This window comes from Duganella paludis, assembly GCF_054461335.1.
The window spans coordinates 2,378,992-2,395,761 of sequence record NZ_CM136922.1; the positions used below are offsets into that span (position 1 = coordinate 2,378,992).

Consider the following 16,770-nt stretch of genomic DNA (forward strand, 5'->3'; position numbering starts at 1 on the left):
CGATAACCTACGATTTCAAGGGTTATTTAGCGTGCCATTTCGACCACAGGACAGCTTATCAGGCGGCTATTTTAACAGGCTGGCACTCGTCACCCGCAAGTGCTGATTGTCGGGTGACGGTGTGGTGGGGGCGGGAATGTTGCTTTTCAGTCTGCTGCGCCGAGTTGCAGGGCGGCGGCGCGGCCGACTTCGGCGTCTTTTTTCAGCGCTTCGCGCTCGGACTGGCCGAGCTGGGTCGGCCAGCCGATGATGTGCTGCTCGGCGATTTCCGCCAGCGCGGCGATCCAGGCCGGGGATTCGTTCAGACAGGGGATGTAATGGAATTCTTTGCCGCCATTGGTTTCGAAGTCATGGCGCACTTCCATGCTGATTTCTTCCAGCGTTTCCAGGCAGTCGCTGATGAAGCCGGGGCAGATCACGTCCACCCGGCGCACGCCGTCGCGCGCCAGCTGGGCCACGGTGGGTGCGGTGTAGGGCTGCAGCCATTCGGCCTTGCCGAAGCGCGACTGGAAAGTGACCACGTACTGTTCCGGCGTCAGCTTGAGGGCGGTGGCCAGCAGGCGCGCGGTCTTCAGGCATTCGCAGTGATAAGGATCGCCCAGCATCAGCGTGCGCTTGGGCACGCCGTGGAAGCTCATCACCAGTTTTTCCGGGCGGCCGTGCTGGTCCCAGTGGTTGAGCACCGATTGCTTGAGGGCGCGGATATAGCCTTCGTGGTCGTGGTAGTTGCGCACGAAGCGCAACTCGGGAATGTTGCGCACGCTGCCGTAGTGCTGGAACACGGCGTCATAGATCGAGCCGGTGGTGGTGCCGGAGTATTGCGGATAGGCGGGCAGCAGCAGGATGCGGCCGGCGCCGTCGGCTTTCAGCTTGGCCAGCACTTCGGGCAGCGAGGGCGAGCCGTAGCGCATGGCCATGGCAACGGTCAGGTCTTCGTGGCCGCGTTCGCCCAGGGCGGCGCGCAGGCCCAGCGCCTGGGCGGCGGTGTGCACGCGCAGCGGCGAACCTTCGCGGGTCCAGATCGAGGCGTACTTCTTGGCCGATTGGCCCGAGCGGAACGGCAGGATGATCAGGTTGAGGATGAACCACCAGATCGCGCGAGGAATCTCGACCACGCGCGGGTCGGACAGGAATTCCTTGAGGTAGCGGCGAACGGCGGAGCGGGTCGGCTCGTCCGGCGTGCCCAGGTTGACCAGGACGATGGCGCTGCGGCCAACAACGCCGTGCTTGTGCTGCGGTTCTTTTTGGAAGGTCATGAAAGGCTTAAGGTTGCACCGTAAGCCACTATCTTAATGTATAAGCTTGGCAACCGCGACGGCGACTCCCGCCATGACGGTGGTAATGGCAAAAGCGGTGCCGATAAACCACTTGATCAGTCTCGTTTCCAGCGCCGCCAGATCGGCTTTGGTCGCCATGTGCGTCAGTTGCGCCTCAATGACGTCCAAACGCGCTTCGATGCGCGCCAGCCGGTGCTTCACCTCTTCGGCAAAGTGTTCCAGTCTGGTAACCCTCTCTTCGATGTCCACGATCGCCTCCCTTGTAAAGGGCAATGATCAATCTTAGTCCTTTTTGCGCGCGCGGGACTGAGCTATATCAAGACGCCAGCAGCTCGCGGGCGTGCTTGCGGGTGGTGGCGGTGATTTCCAGGCCGCCCAGCATGCGCGCGATTTCTTCCACGCGCGATTTCGAATCCAGCACCTCGATGCGCGAGGCGGTCTTGCCGTTGTCCAGCGTTCCTTTCGCCACCTGGAAGTGCTGGCCGGCCTGGCTGGCCACCTGCGGCAAGTGCGTCACGCACAGCACCTGGCGCTCCTGCCCCAGCCGCCGCAGCAAACGCCCCACCACCTCGGCCACGCCGCCACCGATGCCGCTATCCACTTCATCGAAGATCAGCGTCGGCACCGTGGTGGCATTCGAAGTGATCACCGAAATCGCCAGCGAGATGCGCGCCAATTCACCGCCGGACGCCACCTTGGCCAGCGGCCGCGCCGCCACGCCGGCATGGCCGGCCACCAGGAACTCCACCTGCTCCAGTCCATACGCCGCCGGCTCGCAGGCATTCAGCGCCACCTCGAAACGGCCGCCCGTCATGTTCAATTCCTGCATCGCCCTGGTGACCGCGCCGCCCAACTGCGTCGCCGCCTGCGCGCGCGTGGCCGACAGGCGCTGCGCTTCCGTCATATAGGCCGCCTTGAGTTTTTCTTCCTGCTTGCGCAAGCCTTCGATGTCGCTGGCGTCGGCAATCTGCGCCAGGCACTCGGCCAGCTTGCTGTGCTCTTCCGGCAGCTGTTCTTCCGGCACGCGGAACTTGCGCGCCGCCGAGTGGATGGCGTCCATGCGCGCTTCCACTTTGCGCAGCCGCTCGGGATCGAGGTCCACGCGATCGAGATAATCGTTGAGCGCATACACCGCCTCCTGCAACTGGATGCGCGCCGGCTCGATCAGATCGACGATGGCCTGCAAGCCGGTATCGATATCGGCCAGCTTGCCCAGCTTCTGGTTCAGCGACGACAGCTGCGACAGGATCGGATGATCCTCGGCCTCGGAAATCACCGCCAGCGCCTCCTGCGCGCCCTCCAGCAGGCTGGCCGCGTGCGACAGGCGGCTTTGCTCATTGCTGACCTCCGCCCACTCGCCCGGCTTGACCGCCAGCTTTTCCAGTTCATTGACCTGCCACTCCAGCCGCTCGCGCTCATACAGCATGTTGGCGGCGTTGGCCTCGAACTCCTCCAGCTGTTTGGCCAGCGCGCGCCAGGCCTTGTAGGCCGCCGCCACCGCGCGCGCATCGCCGTCGGCGCCGGCCTGGCCGTCGAGCAGCACGCGCTGCGCCTCGGTCTTCATCAGCGACTGGTGCGCGTGCTGGCCGTGGATGTCGACCAGCAGGTCGCCCAGCTCGCGCAACTGCGCCGCCGTCGCCGCCACACCGTTGATATACGCCTTGCTGCGGCCGGCGTTGTCGATCACGCGGCGCAGCAGCGCGCCGCCCTCCTCGACCGCGAATTCATGCGCCGCCAGCCAATCGCCGGCCTGCTGGTTGACCGCGAAATCGGCCGTGATGTCGGCCTTGGCCGCTCCCTCGCGTACCACGCTGGCATCGCCGCGTCCACCCAGCGCCAGCGTCAGCGCATCGATCAGGATCGACTTGCCGGCCCCGGTCTCGCCGGTGAACACCGTGAAGCCGGCGGAAAATTCCAGTTCTATCGTATCGACAATAACGAAATCACGGATGGACAGGGTACGCAGCATGGAGACCTGTAAAGTGGTTAATTGAGTTTGCCCTCACCGGACGGATACTCGTTCCAGTGCAGCTTTTCACGCAGGGTGTTGTAGTAGCTCCAGCCTTCCGGGTGTAGGAAGGTGATCGCATGCGGCGAGCGCTGGATCACGATGCGGTCCTGCATTTGCAAGCTGGCGAAGGTTTGCATGTCGAAGTTGACGCTGATGTCGCGCCCGCGCACGATTTCAATCACGATCTCGCTCGATTCCGGCAGCACGATGGGACGGTTCGACAGCGCGTGCGGCGCAATCGGCACCAGCACGATGCCGCCCAGCGCCGGATGCAGCAGCGGCCCGCCGGCCGACAAGGCATAGGCGGTGGAGCCGGTGGGCGTGGAAATGATCAAGCCGTCGGAACGCTGGTTGTACATGAACTGGCCGTCGACGTCGACCCGCAGCTCGGCCATGCCGGCGCCGGCGCCGCGCGAGACCACCACGTCGTTGACGGCCATGCCGACGTGGATCACGTCGTCGCCGCGCATCACGCGGCCTTCCAGCAGGGTGCGGCGTTCGGCCTGATAGCTGCCGCCCAGCATGCGCGCCAGCGCGTCATGCATGCCTTCGAGGGGAATGTCGGTCATGAAGCCGAGCCGGCCCTGGTTGATGCCGATCAGCGGCACGTTGAACGGCGCCAGCTGGCGCGCGATACCCAGCATGGTGCCGTCACCGCCCATCACCACGGCGGCGTCGCACTCGGCGCCGATGCCGGCCGCGCTCATCACGCGCTTGTCGTCGAGCTGCAGGCCGAGGTGGGCGGCGGTCTGTTCTTCCAGCACCACCTCGTAGCCGCCGCGTTCCAGAAACTCGACCACGCTGCCCACCGACTCGGCGATGCCGTCGGTGTTCGGGCGCACGACCAGTGCGATAGTGTGGAAAACAGCTTGCGTGATCGTCATAAAAGTCTCGGCTTCAGGCTAGGGGCGGGAACACGCAGCAGGGTAACCCATATCGCCGGCTTCTGCTATCACCCGCTAGCGCCATCACTGTACATTTAAACAGTGCTTTGTGCAAGCCCAGCATCTAGCTGATTAATGCCCGACCGACAACACGCCCATCGCGGCCGACACCGCCAGCGCCAACGCCAGCGCCAGCAGGTAGAACAGCATCAGCAGCGACCAGCGCCAGAAGGTGCCGAAGCGGCTGCTGTGGTACACGCGGCGCATGGCCCACGGCAGGTAGCCGATCAGCCAGCACCACAGCGCGAACTGCAGCAGCCCGAAATGCGCCAGCAGCACCACGCTGAACATCAGGAAGGCAAAGGCATTGGTGTGCAGCGCGAACAGCATGTGCTCGCCGAAGCTCCTGCCCGAGCCCAGGTACAGCACCTTGAGGAACAGCGCGAACACCGGCATCAGGCAGAAAATCGCATACGGCGCGTAATGGCTCATGCCGTTCTTGAACACCTTCACCTGCTCGTCCGGCGGCAGCTGGTTCAGCGCGTGCCACTGGCGGCGCAGCAGCGGCCAGTCGGTCAGCTTACCGTCGATGTATTCCTCGTTGATGTTCATGTCGACGTTTTCTTCGGTCTCCGGCTTGGCTTCCTGGGCCTTGGCGGCGCGCATTTCCGACTTGGCGTCTTCGGCCGCCATCTCGCTGACCATATCGGCCACCGCCTCCTTGGCAGCCGACTTGCTCTGCGCGGTTTCCGCATCCGGCGGCGCGGCGATCCTCGCCTGTTCCTTGACCACCGTGTCGGCCAGCACGCGCGCCGGCGCCACCACCTTGGCGGCCGTGGTCTGGCCGTCGACCTTGAGGTCGACCTCGGTGCCGCCATCGGCCGTGAGTTTGAACAGCGCGAAGAACAGCACGCTGAAGGTCAGGTACATGCGCAGCGGCTGCACATAGCGCACGCGGCGGCCGCGCATGTATTCATTGGTCAGCTCGCCCGGCTGGAAGATCAGGCGCTTCAGCGATCCCCACAGCTTGCCCTCCAGCGCCACGTAGTGGCCGATAAATTCGTGCAGGAACTCGCGCACGCTGGCCGTATGCAGCACCGCCTCCTGCCCGCATTGTGAACAGTAGTGGCCGCTCAGCGGCGCGTCGCAATTGGCACAGTTGCTGCGGTTGTCCAGCGTATGGGCGTTGCTCATGCAGAAAATCCTGAGGTGGAAAGTGGTCTAAATGATAAACGACTTCCCGCCACTATTGTCAAAATTCAATGTGGCGACTGATGCAAAACCAACTCGCTATGATGACTTCAAGCACATACGAGGGAGACCGCCATGAAAGACCAGCACGTCAACACAGACGCCAAGGTGAAGGACGATGGCGCCAAGCGCATGCCGCACGAGCGCGACGAGTCGCCCGACGCCAACGGCGCCAAGCCGCGCAGCATCATGCACCAGGCCGCCGCCGACATCGACAGCGGCATGGTCGACACCGACCTGCACAACCAGCGCGGCGTACAAAAGCCGCGCGCCGACGCCGAGGCCCAGCCTCAGCCCAACGTTAAACGCGACTGAACCAGGAGCCCGTCCATGCGCCGTCACCAGCACCTGCACCAACCACTCGCAATTGTCCTCGCCCTGTTTTCCATGCTGGCCGCGCCGCACTTGGCGCAGGCGCAATCCTATCCGACCGGCTTTGGCCCCTCGCCGCAATTGCCCGAGCCCGACCGCAAGCTGATCCCGACGGTCAACGTCGCCCCGGCGGCGCCGTTCTCGGCGCAAGGCAAGCCGATGGCGCCGCCCGGCTTCAGCGTAACGGCCTACGCGCGCGACTTCGATCATCCGCGCTGGCTGGCCACGCTGCCCAACGGCGACGTGCTGGTGGCCGAAACCAACGCCCCGCCCAAGCCGGACGACGCCAAGGGCATCAAAGGCGCGGTGATGAAGCACATGCAAAAGAAAGCCGGCGCCGCCACGCCGTCGGCCAACCGCATCACGCTGCTGCGCGGGGTGGACGGCAGCGGCGCGGCGCAGAGCCGCCACGTTTTCCTCAGCGGACTGAACTCACCGTTCGGCATGGTCTTGGTCGGCAACAACCTGTACGTGGCCAACTCCGACGCCGTGCTGCGCTTCCCCTACCAGGACGGCGCCACCAGCATCAGCGCGCCCGGCGTCAAGGTGATGGACCTGCCGGCCGGCACCATCAACCACCACTGGACCAAGAACATCATCGCCAGCCCGGACGGCAAATACCTGTACGCGACAGTCGGCTCCAACAGCAACGTCGCCGAGAACGGCATGGATGCGGAGGTGGGCCGCGCCGCCATCTGGCAGCTGGACCTGGCCACCAACAAATCACGCCTGTTCGCCACCGGCCTGCGCAACCCCAACGGCCTGGCCTGGGAGCCGCAATCGAAGGCGCTGTGGACCACGGTGAACGAACGCGACGAACTGGGCAACGACCTGGTGCCGGACTATATGACGTCGGTGAAGGAAGGCGGCTTCTACGGCTGGCCCTACAGCTACTACGGCCAGCACGTGGACAAGCGCGTGTCGCCACCCAAACCCGAGCTGGTGGCCACCGCCATCGCGCCCGACTACGCGCTGGGCAGCCACACCGCCTCGCTGGGATTGACCTTCTATGAGGCGGCGCTGTTCCCGCAGCGCTACCAGGGCGGCGCCTTCGTCGGCCAGCATGGTTCGTGGAACCGCAAGCCGCACAGCGGGTATAAAGTGGTGTTCGTGCCGTTCAGCGGCGGCAAGCCGTCCGGACCGCCGCAGGACTTCCTGGCCGGATTCCTCAGCAGCGACGGCAAGGCGCTGGGCCGGCCGGTGGGCGTGGCGGTGGACAAGCAAGGCGCGCTGCTGGTGGCCGACGACGTCGCCAACGTGATCTGGCGCGTGGCGCCGTCGGCGCAAACGGCCGGCCGCTGATAAAATCCTTGTTTCGCTTCATCACAGACAAGGATTTACCATGCGCATTTTGCACACCATGCTGCGGGTCGGCGACCTGCAGCGTTCCATCGATTTCTACACCAAGGTGCTGGGCATGAAGCTGCTGCGCACCAGCGACAATCCCGAGTACAAATACACGCTGGCCTTCCTCGGCTACGGCGCCAACCCGGACCACGCCGAGCTGGAACTGACCTACAACTACGGCACCACCAGCTACGACATGGGCACGGCCTACGGCCACATCGCCATTTCGGCGGACGACATCTACAGCGCGGCCGCCGCCGTGAAGGCCAACGGCGGCACCGTCACGCGCGAGCCCGGCCCGGTCAAGGGCGGCAGCACCGTGATCGCCTTCGTCACCGACCCGGACGGCTACAAGATCGAACTGATCGAGCGCAGCTTCAACGCTCAGGGCGCCGGCTTGTAAGAACGTCCCAGCCGCGCCGCCAGCCAGATGGCGGCGAACGGCACCAGCATCGGGTACAAGCCCCAGATCGCGCGGCCGTCCACGCGCACGCACAGCGCGGCGTACAGCGGCGGCAGCGCCATCAGGCACAACAGCGATTTCAATGGACGCAGCTGCGCTGCCGCAGCCGATCCGGCGCCAAACATGCCCAGCAGCGCCAGCGGCAGCACCACGCCGACCGCCGTCGCCAGCGAGGCCAGCGAGCGCACATCCTGCAGCGCCGCGATCACCGTGCCGATACTCGGCGCCCACACATAGCTCGGCAGGCCCGGAATCAGCCACCAGCGCACGGCCACCATCCAGGCCCCGGCCGCCGCCAGCGCGGCCAGCCCCGGCATGATGGCGATGCGGCGCATGCCCACCAGCCACACCAGCAGCAGGATATTCTCTTCACGCACGGCGGAGCCGGCGATGCCGGCCAGCGCCGCCAGCCAAGGCTGGCCGCTCAACACGGCCAGCACGAAGACGGCGCGGGCGCAGATCGAGGCCGGATCGGTCAGCAGATACGGCGCATACCAGAAGGTCGGCACCGACAGGATCATCATCAACCCGGCGATCATGGCGGCCTTGCGGCCGGCGTTCACGCGCAGCATGGCCAGCGCCATCACCACGGCGGTGGCGCTTACGCACAGCCAGTTCAGCAGCGCGAAGCTCTGGCGCGTGTCGCCCGGGATGGCGGCGGCCAGGGCCGGCGCCAGCAGGCGGTATGGGAAAGGCGCGCGCAGTTCGCTGGCGGGGATTTCGCCGCGCAGGTAGCGCGCGGTGTTGAAGTAGGCCAGCGAATCCTCGACCGTACCGCCCCAGCGCCAGATCATGACCAGCAGCGCCAGCAAGGCGAAACCGCCGATCAGCGCCAACCATTGGGAACGGAAGAATTTTTCGGAGACAGTCATGCGATGTACTTTTTTGATAACGAGGCCGGATAGTACCCGCTCCCGCCGTCTTCGTCCACGCTCCCCAAAAAAAACGCCGGCGCGAAGGCCGGCGATGGGAGTAAGCGGTGCGGCTTAACGCGCCAGCAGCGAGTTGATTGGCACCAGGTCCTCTTCCTTCAGGGTGCCGGAAGCCGACTTCAGGCGCAGGCCGTTCATGATGGTGTCGTAGCGTGCTTTCGACAGGTCTTTCTGGGTCGAGTACAGCAGCTTCTGCGCATTCAGCACGTCGATGTTGATGCGCACGCCGACCTGGTAACCGAGCTTGTTCGAATCGAGCGAAGACTTGCTCGACACTTCGGCCGCTTCCAGCGCCTTGACCTGGGCCAGGCCGCTGGTCATGCCGAGGAAGGCGGCGCGCGCGGTCTGGGTGGCGGCGCGCTTGGTCGCTTCCAGGTCGTTGCGGGCCTTGTCTTCCAGCGCGATCGATTCACGCACCTGGCTGGTGACGGCGAAGCCGCTGAAGATCGGCACGTTCCAGCTCACGCCGATGGCCTTGTTGTTGTTGGCGCCGCTGGCGGTCTGGTTGGTGTGCTGGGCCGCCGCCGTCAGGTTCAGGGTCGGCATGTGGTTGGCGCGGTTGCGGGAAATTTCGCGCTTGGCGATTTCCAGCGACAGCTGGGCCGCGATCACCGAGAAGTTCTGGCCTTCGGCCGAGCTGACCCATGGATCGACCGCCGCCGGCGACGGCGGTTCGATGGTCACGCCGGTGCGCAGCGGGGACAGTTCGCCCGGCGCCTTGCCGATGATGACCTGCAGCGCGGTGCGCTTGTTGTCCAGATCGTTGATGGCCGCGAACTCCTGCGCCACCACCAGGTCGTAGGCCGCTTGCGCCTCGTGGGTATCGGTGATGGTCTGGGTGCCCACTTCAAAGTTGCGCTTGGCCGAGGCCAGCTGCTCGGTGGTGGCCACTTTCTGCGCCTGGGTCGAGGTCAGGTTGTCCTGCGCCGTCAGCACGTCGAAATACGCTTGCGCCACGCGGGTGATCAAGTCCTGGCGGGCTTGGGCGAAGGTCGACTCGGCCACGGCCTGCGACAACTTGCTCTGCTGGTAGGTCTGCCACAGGCCCCAGTTGAACAGCGGCTGGCTCAGGGAAACGGTGTAGCTGTTGGTATGGTTGTCGGCGTTGCGGCGCGAAACCAAACCCAGCTGGCCACCCGACACGTCCAGCGCGCCTTCGTTGAAGGGAATGAACTCGCCGTTGTTGCGCAGATTCTGACCGCTGGCGCTGATGCTCGGCAGCAGACCCGCGCGGCCCTGGGTGATGCGTTCCTGGCCGGCCGCAAGCGAAGAGCGGGCGCTGGCATAGGTGGCGTCATTGGCCAGGGCTTGCTGGTACACCTGAAGCAGGTCGGCCGCCTGTGCGTTGAGCGTCAGGAAGGCGCTGGCGATCAGCACGGCGATAAGGGGTCTCTGCATTGCAATCTCCATTGGAGTCATCTAAAAAGTTGAACAAATCAAAAACACTGCCTAGGCGCCGCGCCAGCGACAGCGCGCGGCCACCGTCAATATTTGGCCATCGTGCTATCGACTTGCAGCGCCCAGGCGTGGATGCCGCCGGTCAGGTTGACCATCTTGCCGAAGCCGTTACGCTCCAGGAAGGCGGCCACCTGCATACTGCGCGCGCCGTGATGGCAGATGCAGACGATCGCCGCATCCTCATCCAGGTCGTCGATGCGCGCCGGTATGGTATTCATCGGGATCTGGACCGAACCGTCGATGCGGCAGGTCTCGAACTCCCAGTTTTCTCGCACGTCGAGCAACATCGGGCTCGGACGCGCATCATCCGCCAGCCAGTCGGCCAGCTCCAGCGCGGTAATCTGCTGCATGGCTAACCTTCCGTTTAAAACTTGAACTGCGACGGCGCCACCGCCGATGCCAGCGCCTTGACGTTGGTCTCGAACAGGGTGCGGGTGTCGTAGCCGGCTTCGCCGGTGCGGGTGATCAACTGCGCCTTCATCGCCGGCGCCTGGCCGATGATGACCGCCAGACGGCCGCCCACTTTCAATTGCTGCAACATCGCTTCCGGCAGCACCGGCAGCGAACCCGACACCACGATCACGTCGTACGGTGCACCACTGCTCCAGCCCTGCGCGCCGTCGCCCAGTTCCACGGTCACGTTGGTGATGCCGTTGTCGGCCAAATTCTTTTCCGCCATCGCCTTCAGCTCCGGCGACAGTTCCACCGCCGTCACCTGACGCGCCTTGTGCGACAGCAGCGCCGCCAGGTAGCCCGAACCGGCGCCGATCTGCAGCACGGCTTCGTGCTTCTTCAGGCCCAGGTCCTGCAGCAAGCGGGCCTCGATCTTCGGCGCCAGCATCGATTCGCCGCCGGGCAGCGGGATTTCGATGTCGGCGAAGGCCAGCGCCTTGTGCGCGGCCGGGACGAAGTTTTCACGTTTGACAACGTGCAGCAACTCCAGAACTTCGGCGTCCAGGACGTCCCAAGGGCGGATTTGCTGTTCGATCATGTTGAAGCGGGCTTGTTCGATATTCATCTTATGACTCATGTCGGGATTAAATAATCCGTCATTTTATCGTTGAACTGGCATGGAGGCACATATTAACGATTAGACGGCGGGATCGCGGGAAATTGCGACAGTCTGCAGTTTAAGGGGGGTGAACCTGCGAAAAAGGCAAGCTGGATGGAAAAACCGGCACGGCGGATCACGGCGCATCAGGGCGCAAACCGCGCACGGTGGTGCTGATGAAGGTTTCCATGAAGGCTTGCGGAGCCACCGGCGGCATGTCGCAGCTGGGCATGAAGGAGTGGGTCCACATCATCAGCATCAGCACCGGCGCGATCAGCACCTGGGTCATGACCACTGGGTCGACCGGGCGGAACTCGCCGCGCTCGATGCCCCGGATCAGCACCTGGATGAACAGATTGCTGCCGCGCGCCACCACCTCTTCGTTGTAAAACTGCGCCAGCTCGGGGAAATTATTGCCTTCCGAGAGGATGAGCTTGGTGATCCCGCCCAGCGGCGTGGCGCAGATTTCGGCCCACCACTTCATCAACAGCGTGCCCAGCAGCTCGCCGCTGGGGCCGTCGAAAGCGGCCGCATCCTGCTCGGCCTCACCGATGGTGGCGACGATATTGGCGCGCACCACGGCCTTGAACAATTCTTCCTTGTTGGCGAAATACAGATACAGCGTGCCCTTGGAGACGCCGGCGTGTTTGGCCACGTCTTCCAGGCGGGTGGCGGCATAGCCGCGCTCAACGAACTGGTCCAGCGCCGCCGCCAGCAACTCCTGCGGCCGCGCATCCTTGCGCCGCTCCCAGCGTGGCTTGGTATCTTGAGGGGCTTGCATGGGTATGTTGAAAGTAACTTACTTGTGAGTCATTAATATAAACGCAAGTGCGGGCAGCGTCAAGCAAGCATATGTATTGATAAGCGATCCAACCATCCATTCCAGGAAACTAATGTTATCCTTGTCATGTTTTTTATTGGAAATATTAGTTTAACCTGAGCATAACTATCTTGGACATTTCTACCGTACTTTCATCAACCGTCATGGCTGGCTTGGTGGCTGCAGCCGTATCCCTCCACAGCAGCGAGCGAAAAATCCACATGGAAAATATCACGCATGAACGTGCCATATGGCGCGGCGAAATGCGGAAGCTTGCTGATGCACTCACCAAAGCTGCTCGCGATGCGAATGCCAATGAAGTTGAACTCCATTGTATCCAGCTCATGTTGAACCTAAATCCATTCGACACCGAGGACATGAGCATCGTTGCGGTAGCTAAAGGACTTGTCGATTCAACGGACCTGGATGCCGCGCTCAACGAACTGACTGAACGCATGGCATTGCTACTGAAGCATGATTGGGAGAGGGCAAAGCGAGAGGCGCGCCCCTGGTTCTTCCGAAGAAGCGAGCCAAAACGCACGCTCTATGCCGAGTACAAATGCACGGCAAAGACCGCAACCAGCATCACCAAGAAACAGCCCGGAGGGTCGCTAACCATGCACTTCAGCGGGCTAACTGTCTCGGCTGGCATCATGTTCTTTATGGTGGTGGGGCTTAAGAAACCGTTTAGTGACCTCATGATGATGTTTAACGACCAGGACGCTAACAAGACCCTCATCCAATGGTTTGCCTTCGCGTTAATTTCACTGTTCTTTGGATCGCTGTGGTCAGGCACGTACTTGTGGTTCAAAGCCAGTGAAAAAAGGTTTTTGGAAATATTCCTATCCAAGTGATCCAATCGGGTAGGACTTGCCTCGCCAGCGCGCGCTAAATCTTTCGGATCGCGGCATTGATGGCCTTGACCGCGCGCTCGTTGCGTTCGCTGTAGCGATCGGTCAGGTAGTCGGTGCGGCCGCGCAGCAGCAGCGTCATCTTGTACAGTTCCTCCATCACGTCCACCACGCGGTCGTAGTAGCCCGACCGGCGCATACGCCCTTCGTCATCGAACTCCTTGTACGCCATCGGCACCGACGATTGGTTGGGAATGGTGAACATGCGCATCCAGCGTCCCAGCAAACGCAGGGTGTTGACCACGTTGAAGGACTGCGAGCCGCCGCACACCTGCATCACCGCCAGCGTGCGCCCCTGGCTCGGCCGGATCGCGCCCATCTCCAGCGGTATCCAGTCGATCTGGTTCTTCATGACGGCGGTGATGGCGCCGTGCCGCTCCGGGCTGCACCAGACCTGCCCTTCGGACCACAGGCACAGCTCGCGCAGCTCGACCACCTTCGGATGGTCCTCCGGCACGCTGCCGGCCATCGGCAGCTCCATCGGGTTGAAGATTCTCACCTCGGCGCCGAAGTTTTCCAGGATGCGCGCGGCCTCTTCGGTCAAGAAGCGGCTGAAGGAACGCTCGCGCAGCGAGCCGTACAGCATCAGGATGCGCGGCGGGTGGTTCAGTTCGCCGACCTGGGCCAGCTTGTCCATGTCCGGCAAGTCCAGTTGCGCGGGATTGATGTTGGGCAGGTTCGCAATCTTATCGATGGTCATGAACAGTCTCCATTAAGCCAGGCGCACGGCCAGCGCGGCCAAGGTGATCAACAGCACCGGCGCGGTCAGGACCACGCCGACGCGGAAATAGTAGCCCCAGGAGATGCGGATCTCCTTGCTCTCCAGGACGTGCAACCACAGCAGCGTCGCCAGGCTGCCGATCGGCGTGATCTTCGGCCCCAGGTCGCTGCCGATCACGTTGGCGTAGATCATGGCCTCGCGCACCACGCCGTGCGCGGTGGTGGCGTCAATCGACAGGGCGCCGATCAGCACCGTCGGCATATTGTTCATCACCGACGACAGCAGCGCCGTGATGACGCCGGTTCCCAGCGCCGCACCCCATACGCCATAGGCCGCGCAAGCGTTCAGCGCGGTGGTGAGGTAGCCGGTCAGGCCGGCATTGCGCAAGCCGTACACCACCAGATACATGCCGAGCGAGAACACCACCACCTGCCACGGCGCGTTGGCGAGCACCGCGCGCGTGGAGATCTTGTGGCCGCGCGCGGCGACCGCCAACAACAGCACGGCGCCCACCGCCGCGATGGCGCTGATCGGCACGCCCAGCGGCTCCAACCAGAAGCAGCCTACCAGCAGCAGTCCCAACACCCACCAGCCGGTGAGAAAGGTGGCGCGGTCGTGGATCGCCTCGGCCGGCGCCTTCAGCTGGGCCAGGTCGTAGCGGGGCGGAATATCCTTGCGGAAGAACCACATCAGCGCGCCCAGCGTGGCGGCCACGGACACCAGATCCACCGGCGTCATGACGGCGGCATAGCGGGCAAAGCCGATATTGAAATAATCGGCCGATACAATGTTCACCAGATTCGACACCACCAGCGGCAGGCTGGCCGTGTCGGCGATGAAGCCGGCGGCCATGACGAAGGCCAGCGTGGCCTTGGCCGGGAAACGCAGCGCGCGCAGCATGGCGATGACGATCGGCGTCAGGATCAGCGCCGCGCCATCGTTGGCGAACAGCGCGGACACGGCGGCGCCCAACAGCACCAGCAGCACGAGCAGGCGCTGGCCATTGCCGCCGCCCCAGCGCGCGACGTGCAGCGCGGCCCACTCGAAGAAACCGGCCTTGTCAAGCAGCAGGCTGATGACGATGATCGCCACGAAAGTGCCGGTGGCGTTCCAGACGATGTGCCACACCACAGGAATGTCACCAACGTGGATCACGCCTGCCAGCAGCGCCACCACGGCGCCGGCCGCCGCGCTCCAGCCAATGCCGAGGCCGCGCGGCTGCCAGATGACCAGGACCAGCGTCGCGAGGAAAATCAGAAATGCGATCAGCACCCAGTTCCCCCGGCTCAGGCCAGCAAGGTGCCGATTTTATCGAGCTCGGATTTGAACCGCGTCCGGTCCTGGCTCAGTTCCGCCAGCGGCAGCGCCAGGAAGGCCGTGATGCGGGCGCGGATGATGGCGTAAGTCTGTTCGAAGGCGGCGGTGATTTCCGCCTCCGTGCCGACCACGTGGCCGGGATCGTCCACGCCCCAGTGGGTGCGCAGCACCGGGCCGAGGTAGGCCGGGCAAGTCTCGCCCGCCGCGCTGCCGCACACGGTGACCACGATGTCGGGCGTCACCGGCAGGTCGTTCCACGATTTGCTGTAGTAGCCGTCGGTCGAGATGCCCTTGGCGTGCAGCAGCTCAACGGCGCGCGGATGCAGCTTGCCGGCCGGCTGGCTGCCGGCGCTGATGGCCTTGAGTCCGGCTGGCGCCAGGTGGTTGAAGGTGGCTTCGGACAGAACGGAGCGGCACGAGTTGCCGGTGCAGAGAAAGAGGATATTCATAGGGTATGTGTGTAGTTATCAGCAAGGACCGCAGCCGGACGGGCCGCAAGGCACGCCGCCGCAGCAGTTTTCGGTGAGGTAGCCGATCAGGCCGTTCATGACCGTGACATCGGCCGCATAGATCACAAAGCGCCCTTCGCTGCGCGAGGTGATCAGCTTGGCGTGCGTGAGCTCCTTCAGATGGAAGGACAGCGACGAGGGCGCGATATCGAGCTGCTCGGCGATCTTGGTGGCCGCCATGCCATCCGGCCCAACCTGCACCAGCAGCCGGAACACCGCCAGCCGGCTCTCCTGGGCGATGGCGGCCAGCGCCGCCAGGACTTCCTTGGTTTCCATGGTTACTTTCACATTTCAACGATTATCGAAATATAGTACCGCGAAAATGGCGACATTTCAAATACTATCGAAGTATCAATTTGGAGTCGCGCCCAGCGTTTTCTGCCAGTAGCCGACATCGAGCCAGCGGCCGAATTTGAAGCCGACCTCGCGGAACTGCGCCACTTTTTCGAATCCCAGTTTCTCGTGCAGGGCGATGCTGGCGTCGTTCGGCAAGGCGATGCCGCCGATGACCAGATGACAGCCCAGCACATCCAGCCGCTCCAGCAGTGCCGAATACAGGGCGCTACCGACGCCGCGACCGGTGAATTCGGGCGTCAGGTACACCGAACTCTCGACCGAGAACCGGTAAGCGTGCCGCACCCGCCACTTGGTGGCGTAGGCATAGCCGGCCACCTTGCCATCCTGTTCCATCACCAGCCAAGGCAAGCCCGCCGCCTGCACGTCGGCGATACGCCGCGCCATCTCGGCATCGGTGACGGCCTGCTCCTCGAAGCTGATGGTGGTGTTGGCGATGAAAGGATTGTAGATGGCGGCGATGGCCTGGGCATCGTCTGCGTGTGCGGCGCGTACTTACATGGTTTCTCCTGAGATGCCTGCATCCTAACAAAAATGGCCCGCCGTGTTAACGGCGGGCCATTCTCCGGATTGCTACGTCAGCGCTTAAGGGCAGCAGACCAGCATCTTGATGCAGCAGATCACGTCGCCACAGCAGCCGGCGCTAGCCGCAAGGGCTGCGGCCGAACTCAACAGCAAACCAACGGCCACGGCGAATTTAACGGTTTTTGATTTCATGGTCATTCCTTGAGAAGTGAGTAATGTCGATCGTCGTTTCACAATCGACTACTCAATCAGGCGGCGTCCAGATTTCCTCAAAAGGATCGGATGGCCGCGTCGCGACATGCGCCACGTACACCGGCGCCACCGACATCGCCAGCGCGGCCGCCGGGCGATTGAAGGCCACGGCCGGCAGCGCCGGCGCGCAGCCCATGTCCATGCACTGGGCCATGCCGCAATCCGCCGCAGGGCAGCAGCCATGCACCGAGGCCACCGCTTGTGCGGAGGAGCTCAGGATGAACAGTGCCAGCAACAGGAATCGAAAGATGCGCATCGCCCTATTCTACCCCGGCGGCGTTGCGCGGGTTCGACTAAACAACGTCAGGAATGCAC

General features: G+C 63.5%; 20 protein-coding genes and 1 pseudogene. 4 read left to right on the plus strand and 17 right to left on the minus strand.

Annotation, left to right across the window (positions count from 1 at the left end; genetic code table 11):
• Positions 1–146 precede the first annotated feature (146 nt).
• From hemH to ACXZ1M_RS10725, 5 genes are all read right to left on the minus strand, one after another.
• Positions 147–1,256, minus strand: coding sequence for a ferrochelatase (hemH, locus tag ACXZ1M_RS10705; RefSeq protein ID WP_459053145.1), 1,110 nt, complete (start codon positions 1,254–1,256; stop codon positions 147–149).
• Between the two features lie 33 nt (positions 1,257–1,289).
• Positions 1,290–1,526, minus strand: a complete 237-nt coding sequence (locus tag ACXZ1M_RS10710; RefSeq protein WP_459053146.1) for a hypothetical protein — start codon at positions 1,524–1,526, stop codon at positions 1,290–1,292.
• Between the two features lie 67 nt (positions 1,527–1,593).
• Entirely contained in the window at positions 1,594–3,246 is a 1,653-nt protein-coding gene (gene recN, locus ACXZ1M_RS10715) for a DNA repair protein RecN (protein ID WP_459053147.1), read from the minus strand.
• 17 nt (positions 3,247–3,263) lie between these two features.
• Entirely contained in the window at positions 3,264–4,172 is a 909-nt protein-coding gene (locus tag ACXZ1M_RS10720; protein WP_459053148.1) for an NAD kinase, read from the minus strand.
• 132 nt (positions 4,173–4,304) lie between these two features.
• Positions 4,305–5,366, minus strand: coding sequence for a DUF3667 domain-containing protein (locus tag ACXZ1M_RS10725; RefSeq protein ID WP_459053149.1), 1,062 nt, complete (start codon positions 5,364–5,366; stop codon positions 4,305–4,307).
• Between the two features lie 132 nt (positions 5,367–5,498).
• On the opposite strand from ACXZ1M_RS10725, the gene ACXZ1M_RS10730 reads away from it, so the two are divergent.
• The 3 genes from ACXZ1M_RS10730 (at position 5,499) to gloA (ending at position 7,545) form a co-directional block, all read left to right on the plus strand.
• Positions 5,499–5,738 (plus strand): hypothetical protein, encoded by a 240-nt coding sequence (locus ACXZ1M_RS10730; protein ID WP_459053150.1) that lies wholly within the window; start codon positions 5,499–5,501, stop codon positions 5,736–5,738.
• 72 nt (positions 5,739–5,810) lie between these two features.
• A complete protein-coding gene (locus ACXZ1M_RS10735) occupies positions 5,811–7,097 on the plus strand; it encodes a PQQ-dependent sugar dehydrogenase (RefSeq protein ID WP_459053997.1) in 1,287 nt (428 codons plus the stop codon).
• A 40-nt stretch (positions 7,098–7,137) separates the two neighbouring features.
• Positions 7,138–7,545: a lactoylglutathione lyase gene (gloA, locus tag ACXZ1M_RS10740; RefSeq protein ID WP_459053151.1), complete on the plus strand. Its 408-nt coding sequence runs from the start codon at positions 7,138–7,140 to the stop codon at positions 7,543–7,545.
• Here the strand turns inward: gloA and ACXZ1M_RS10745 are convergent.
• From ACXZ1M_RS10745 to ACXZ1M_RS10765, 5 genes are all read right to left on the minus strand, one after another.
• Positions 7,527–8,477 carry a hypothetical protein gene (locus ACXZ1M_RS10745; protein WP_459053152.1) on the minus strand — a complete coding sequence of 317 codons (951 nt, stop codon included), beginning with the start codon at positions 8,475–8,477 and terminating at the stop codon, positions 7,527–7,529. The two genes, gloA and ACXZ1M_RS10745, sit on opposite strands and share 19 nt — an antisense overlap.
• A 114-nt stretch (positions 8,478–8,591) precedes the next feature.
• Complete coding sequence (locus tag ACXZ1M_RS10750; RefSeq protein ID WP_459053153.1) at positions 8,592–9,935, minus strand: TolC family outer membrane protein; 1,344 nt, start codon at positions 9,933–9,935, stop codon at positions 8,592–8,594.
• An 86-nt stretch (positions 9,936–10,021) separates the two neighbouring features.
• On the minus strand, positions 10,022–10,345 hold the full coding sequence (locus ACXZ1M_RS10755) for a rhodanese-like domain-containing protein (RefSeq protein WP_161007007.1): 324 nt from the start codon (positions 10,343–10,345) through the stop codon (positions 10,022–10,024).
• Between the two features lie 14 nt (positions 10,346–10,359).
• The gene (locus ACXZ1M_RS10760; RefSeq protein ID WP_459053154.1) at positions 10,360–11,013 is read right to left on the minus strand and encodes a protein-L-isoaspartate O-methyltransferase family protein; all 654 of its coding nucleotides are present in this window, start codon (positions 11,011–11,013) and stop codon (positions 10,360–10,362) included.
• Positions 11,014–11,182: 169 nt separating this feature from the next.
• Complete coding sequence (locus ACXZ1M_RS10765) at positions 11,183–11,827, minus strand: TetR/AcrR family transcriptional regulator (RefSeq protein WP_459053155.1); 645 nt, start codon at positions 11,825–11,827, stop codon at positions 11,183–11,185.
• Between the two features lie 170 nt (positions 11,828–11,997).
• Here ACXZ1M_RS10765 and ACXZ1M_RS10770 point away from each other — a divergent pair, with 170 nt between their 5' ends.
• A complete protein-coding gene (locus ACXZ1M_RS10770) occupies positions 11,998–12,720 on the plus strand; it encodes a hypothetical protein (protein WP_459053156.1) in 723 nt (240 codons plus the stop codon).
• A 34-nt stretch (positions 12,721–12,754) separates the two neighbouring features.
• Here the strand turns inward: ACXZ1M_RS10770 and arsH are convergent, their stop codons facing one another.
• From arsH to ACXZ1M_RS10805, 7 genes and pseudogenes are all read right to left on the minus strand, one after another.
• Positions 12,755–13,477, minus strand: a complete 723-nt coding sequence (arsH, locus tag ACXZ1M_RS10775) for an arsenical resistance protein ArsH (RefSeq protein ID WP_459053157.1) — start codon at positions 13,475–13,477, stop codon at positions 12,755–12,757.
• Positions 13,478–13,489: 12 nt separating this feature from the next.
• Complete coding sequence (locus ACXZ1M_RS10780; RefSeq protein ID WP_459053158.1) at positions 13,490–14,770, minus strand: arsenic transporter; 1,281 nt, start codon at positions 14,768–14,770, stop codon at positions 13,490–13,492.
• 14 nt (positions 14,771–14,784) lie between these two features.
• Complete coding sequence (locus tag ACXZ1M_RS10785; protein WP_459053159.1) at positions 14,785–15,264, minus strand: arsenate reductase ArsC; 480 nt, start codon at positions 15,262–15,264, stop codon at positions 14,785–14,787.
• 18 nt (positions 15,265–15,282) lie between these two features.
• Positions 15,283–15,600: an ArsR/SmtB family transcription factor gene (locus tag ACXZ1M_RS10790; RefSeq protein WP_459053160.1), complete on the minus strand. Its 318-nt coding sequence runs from the start codon at positions 15,598–15,600 to the stop codon at positions 15,283–15,285.
• Positions 15,601–15,675: 75 nt separating this feature from the next.
• Positions 15,676–16,161: pseudogene (locus tag ACXZ1M_RS10795) on the minus strand (arsinothricin resistance N-acetyltransferase ArsN1 family B); the annotation flags it as partial.
• A 102-nt stretch (positions 16,162–16,263) separates the two neighbouring features.
• Positions 16,264–16,395 carry a hypothetical protein gene (locus ACXZ1M_RS10800; protein WP_459053161.1) on the minus strand — a complete coding sequence of 44 codons (132 nt, stop codon included), beginning with the start codon at positions 16,393–16,395 and terminating at the stop codon, positions 16,264–16,266.
• Between the two features lie 52 nt (positions 16,396–16,447).
• Entirely contained in the window at positions 16,448–16,711 is a 264-nt protein-coding gene (locus tag ACXZ1M_RS10805) for a hypothetical protein (RefSeq protein WP_459053162.1), read from the minus strand.
• Positions 16,712–16,770: the final 59 nt, after the last annotated feature.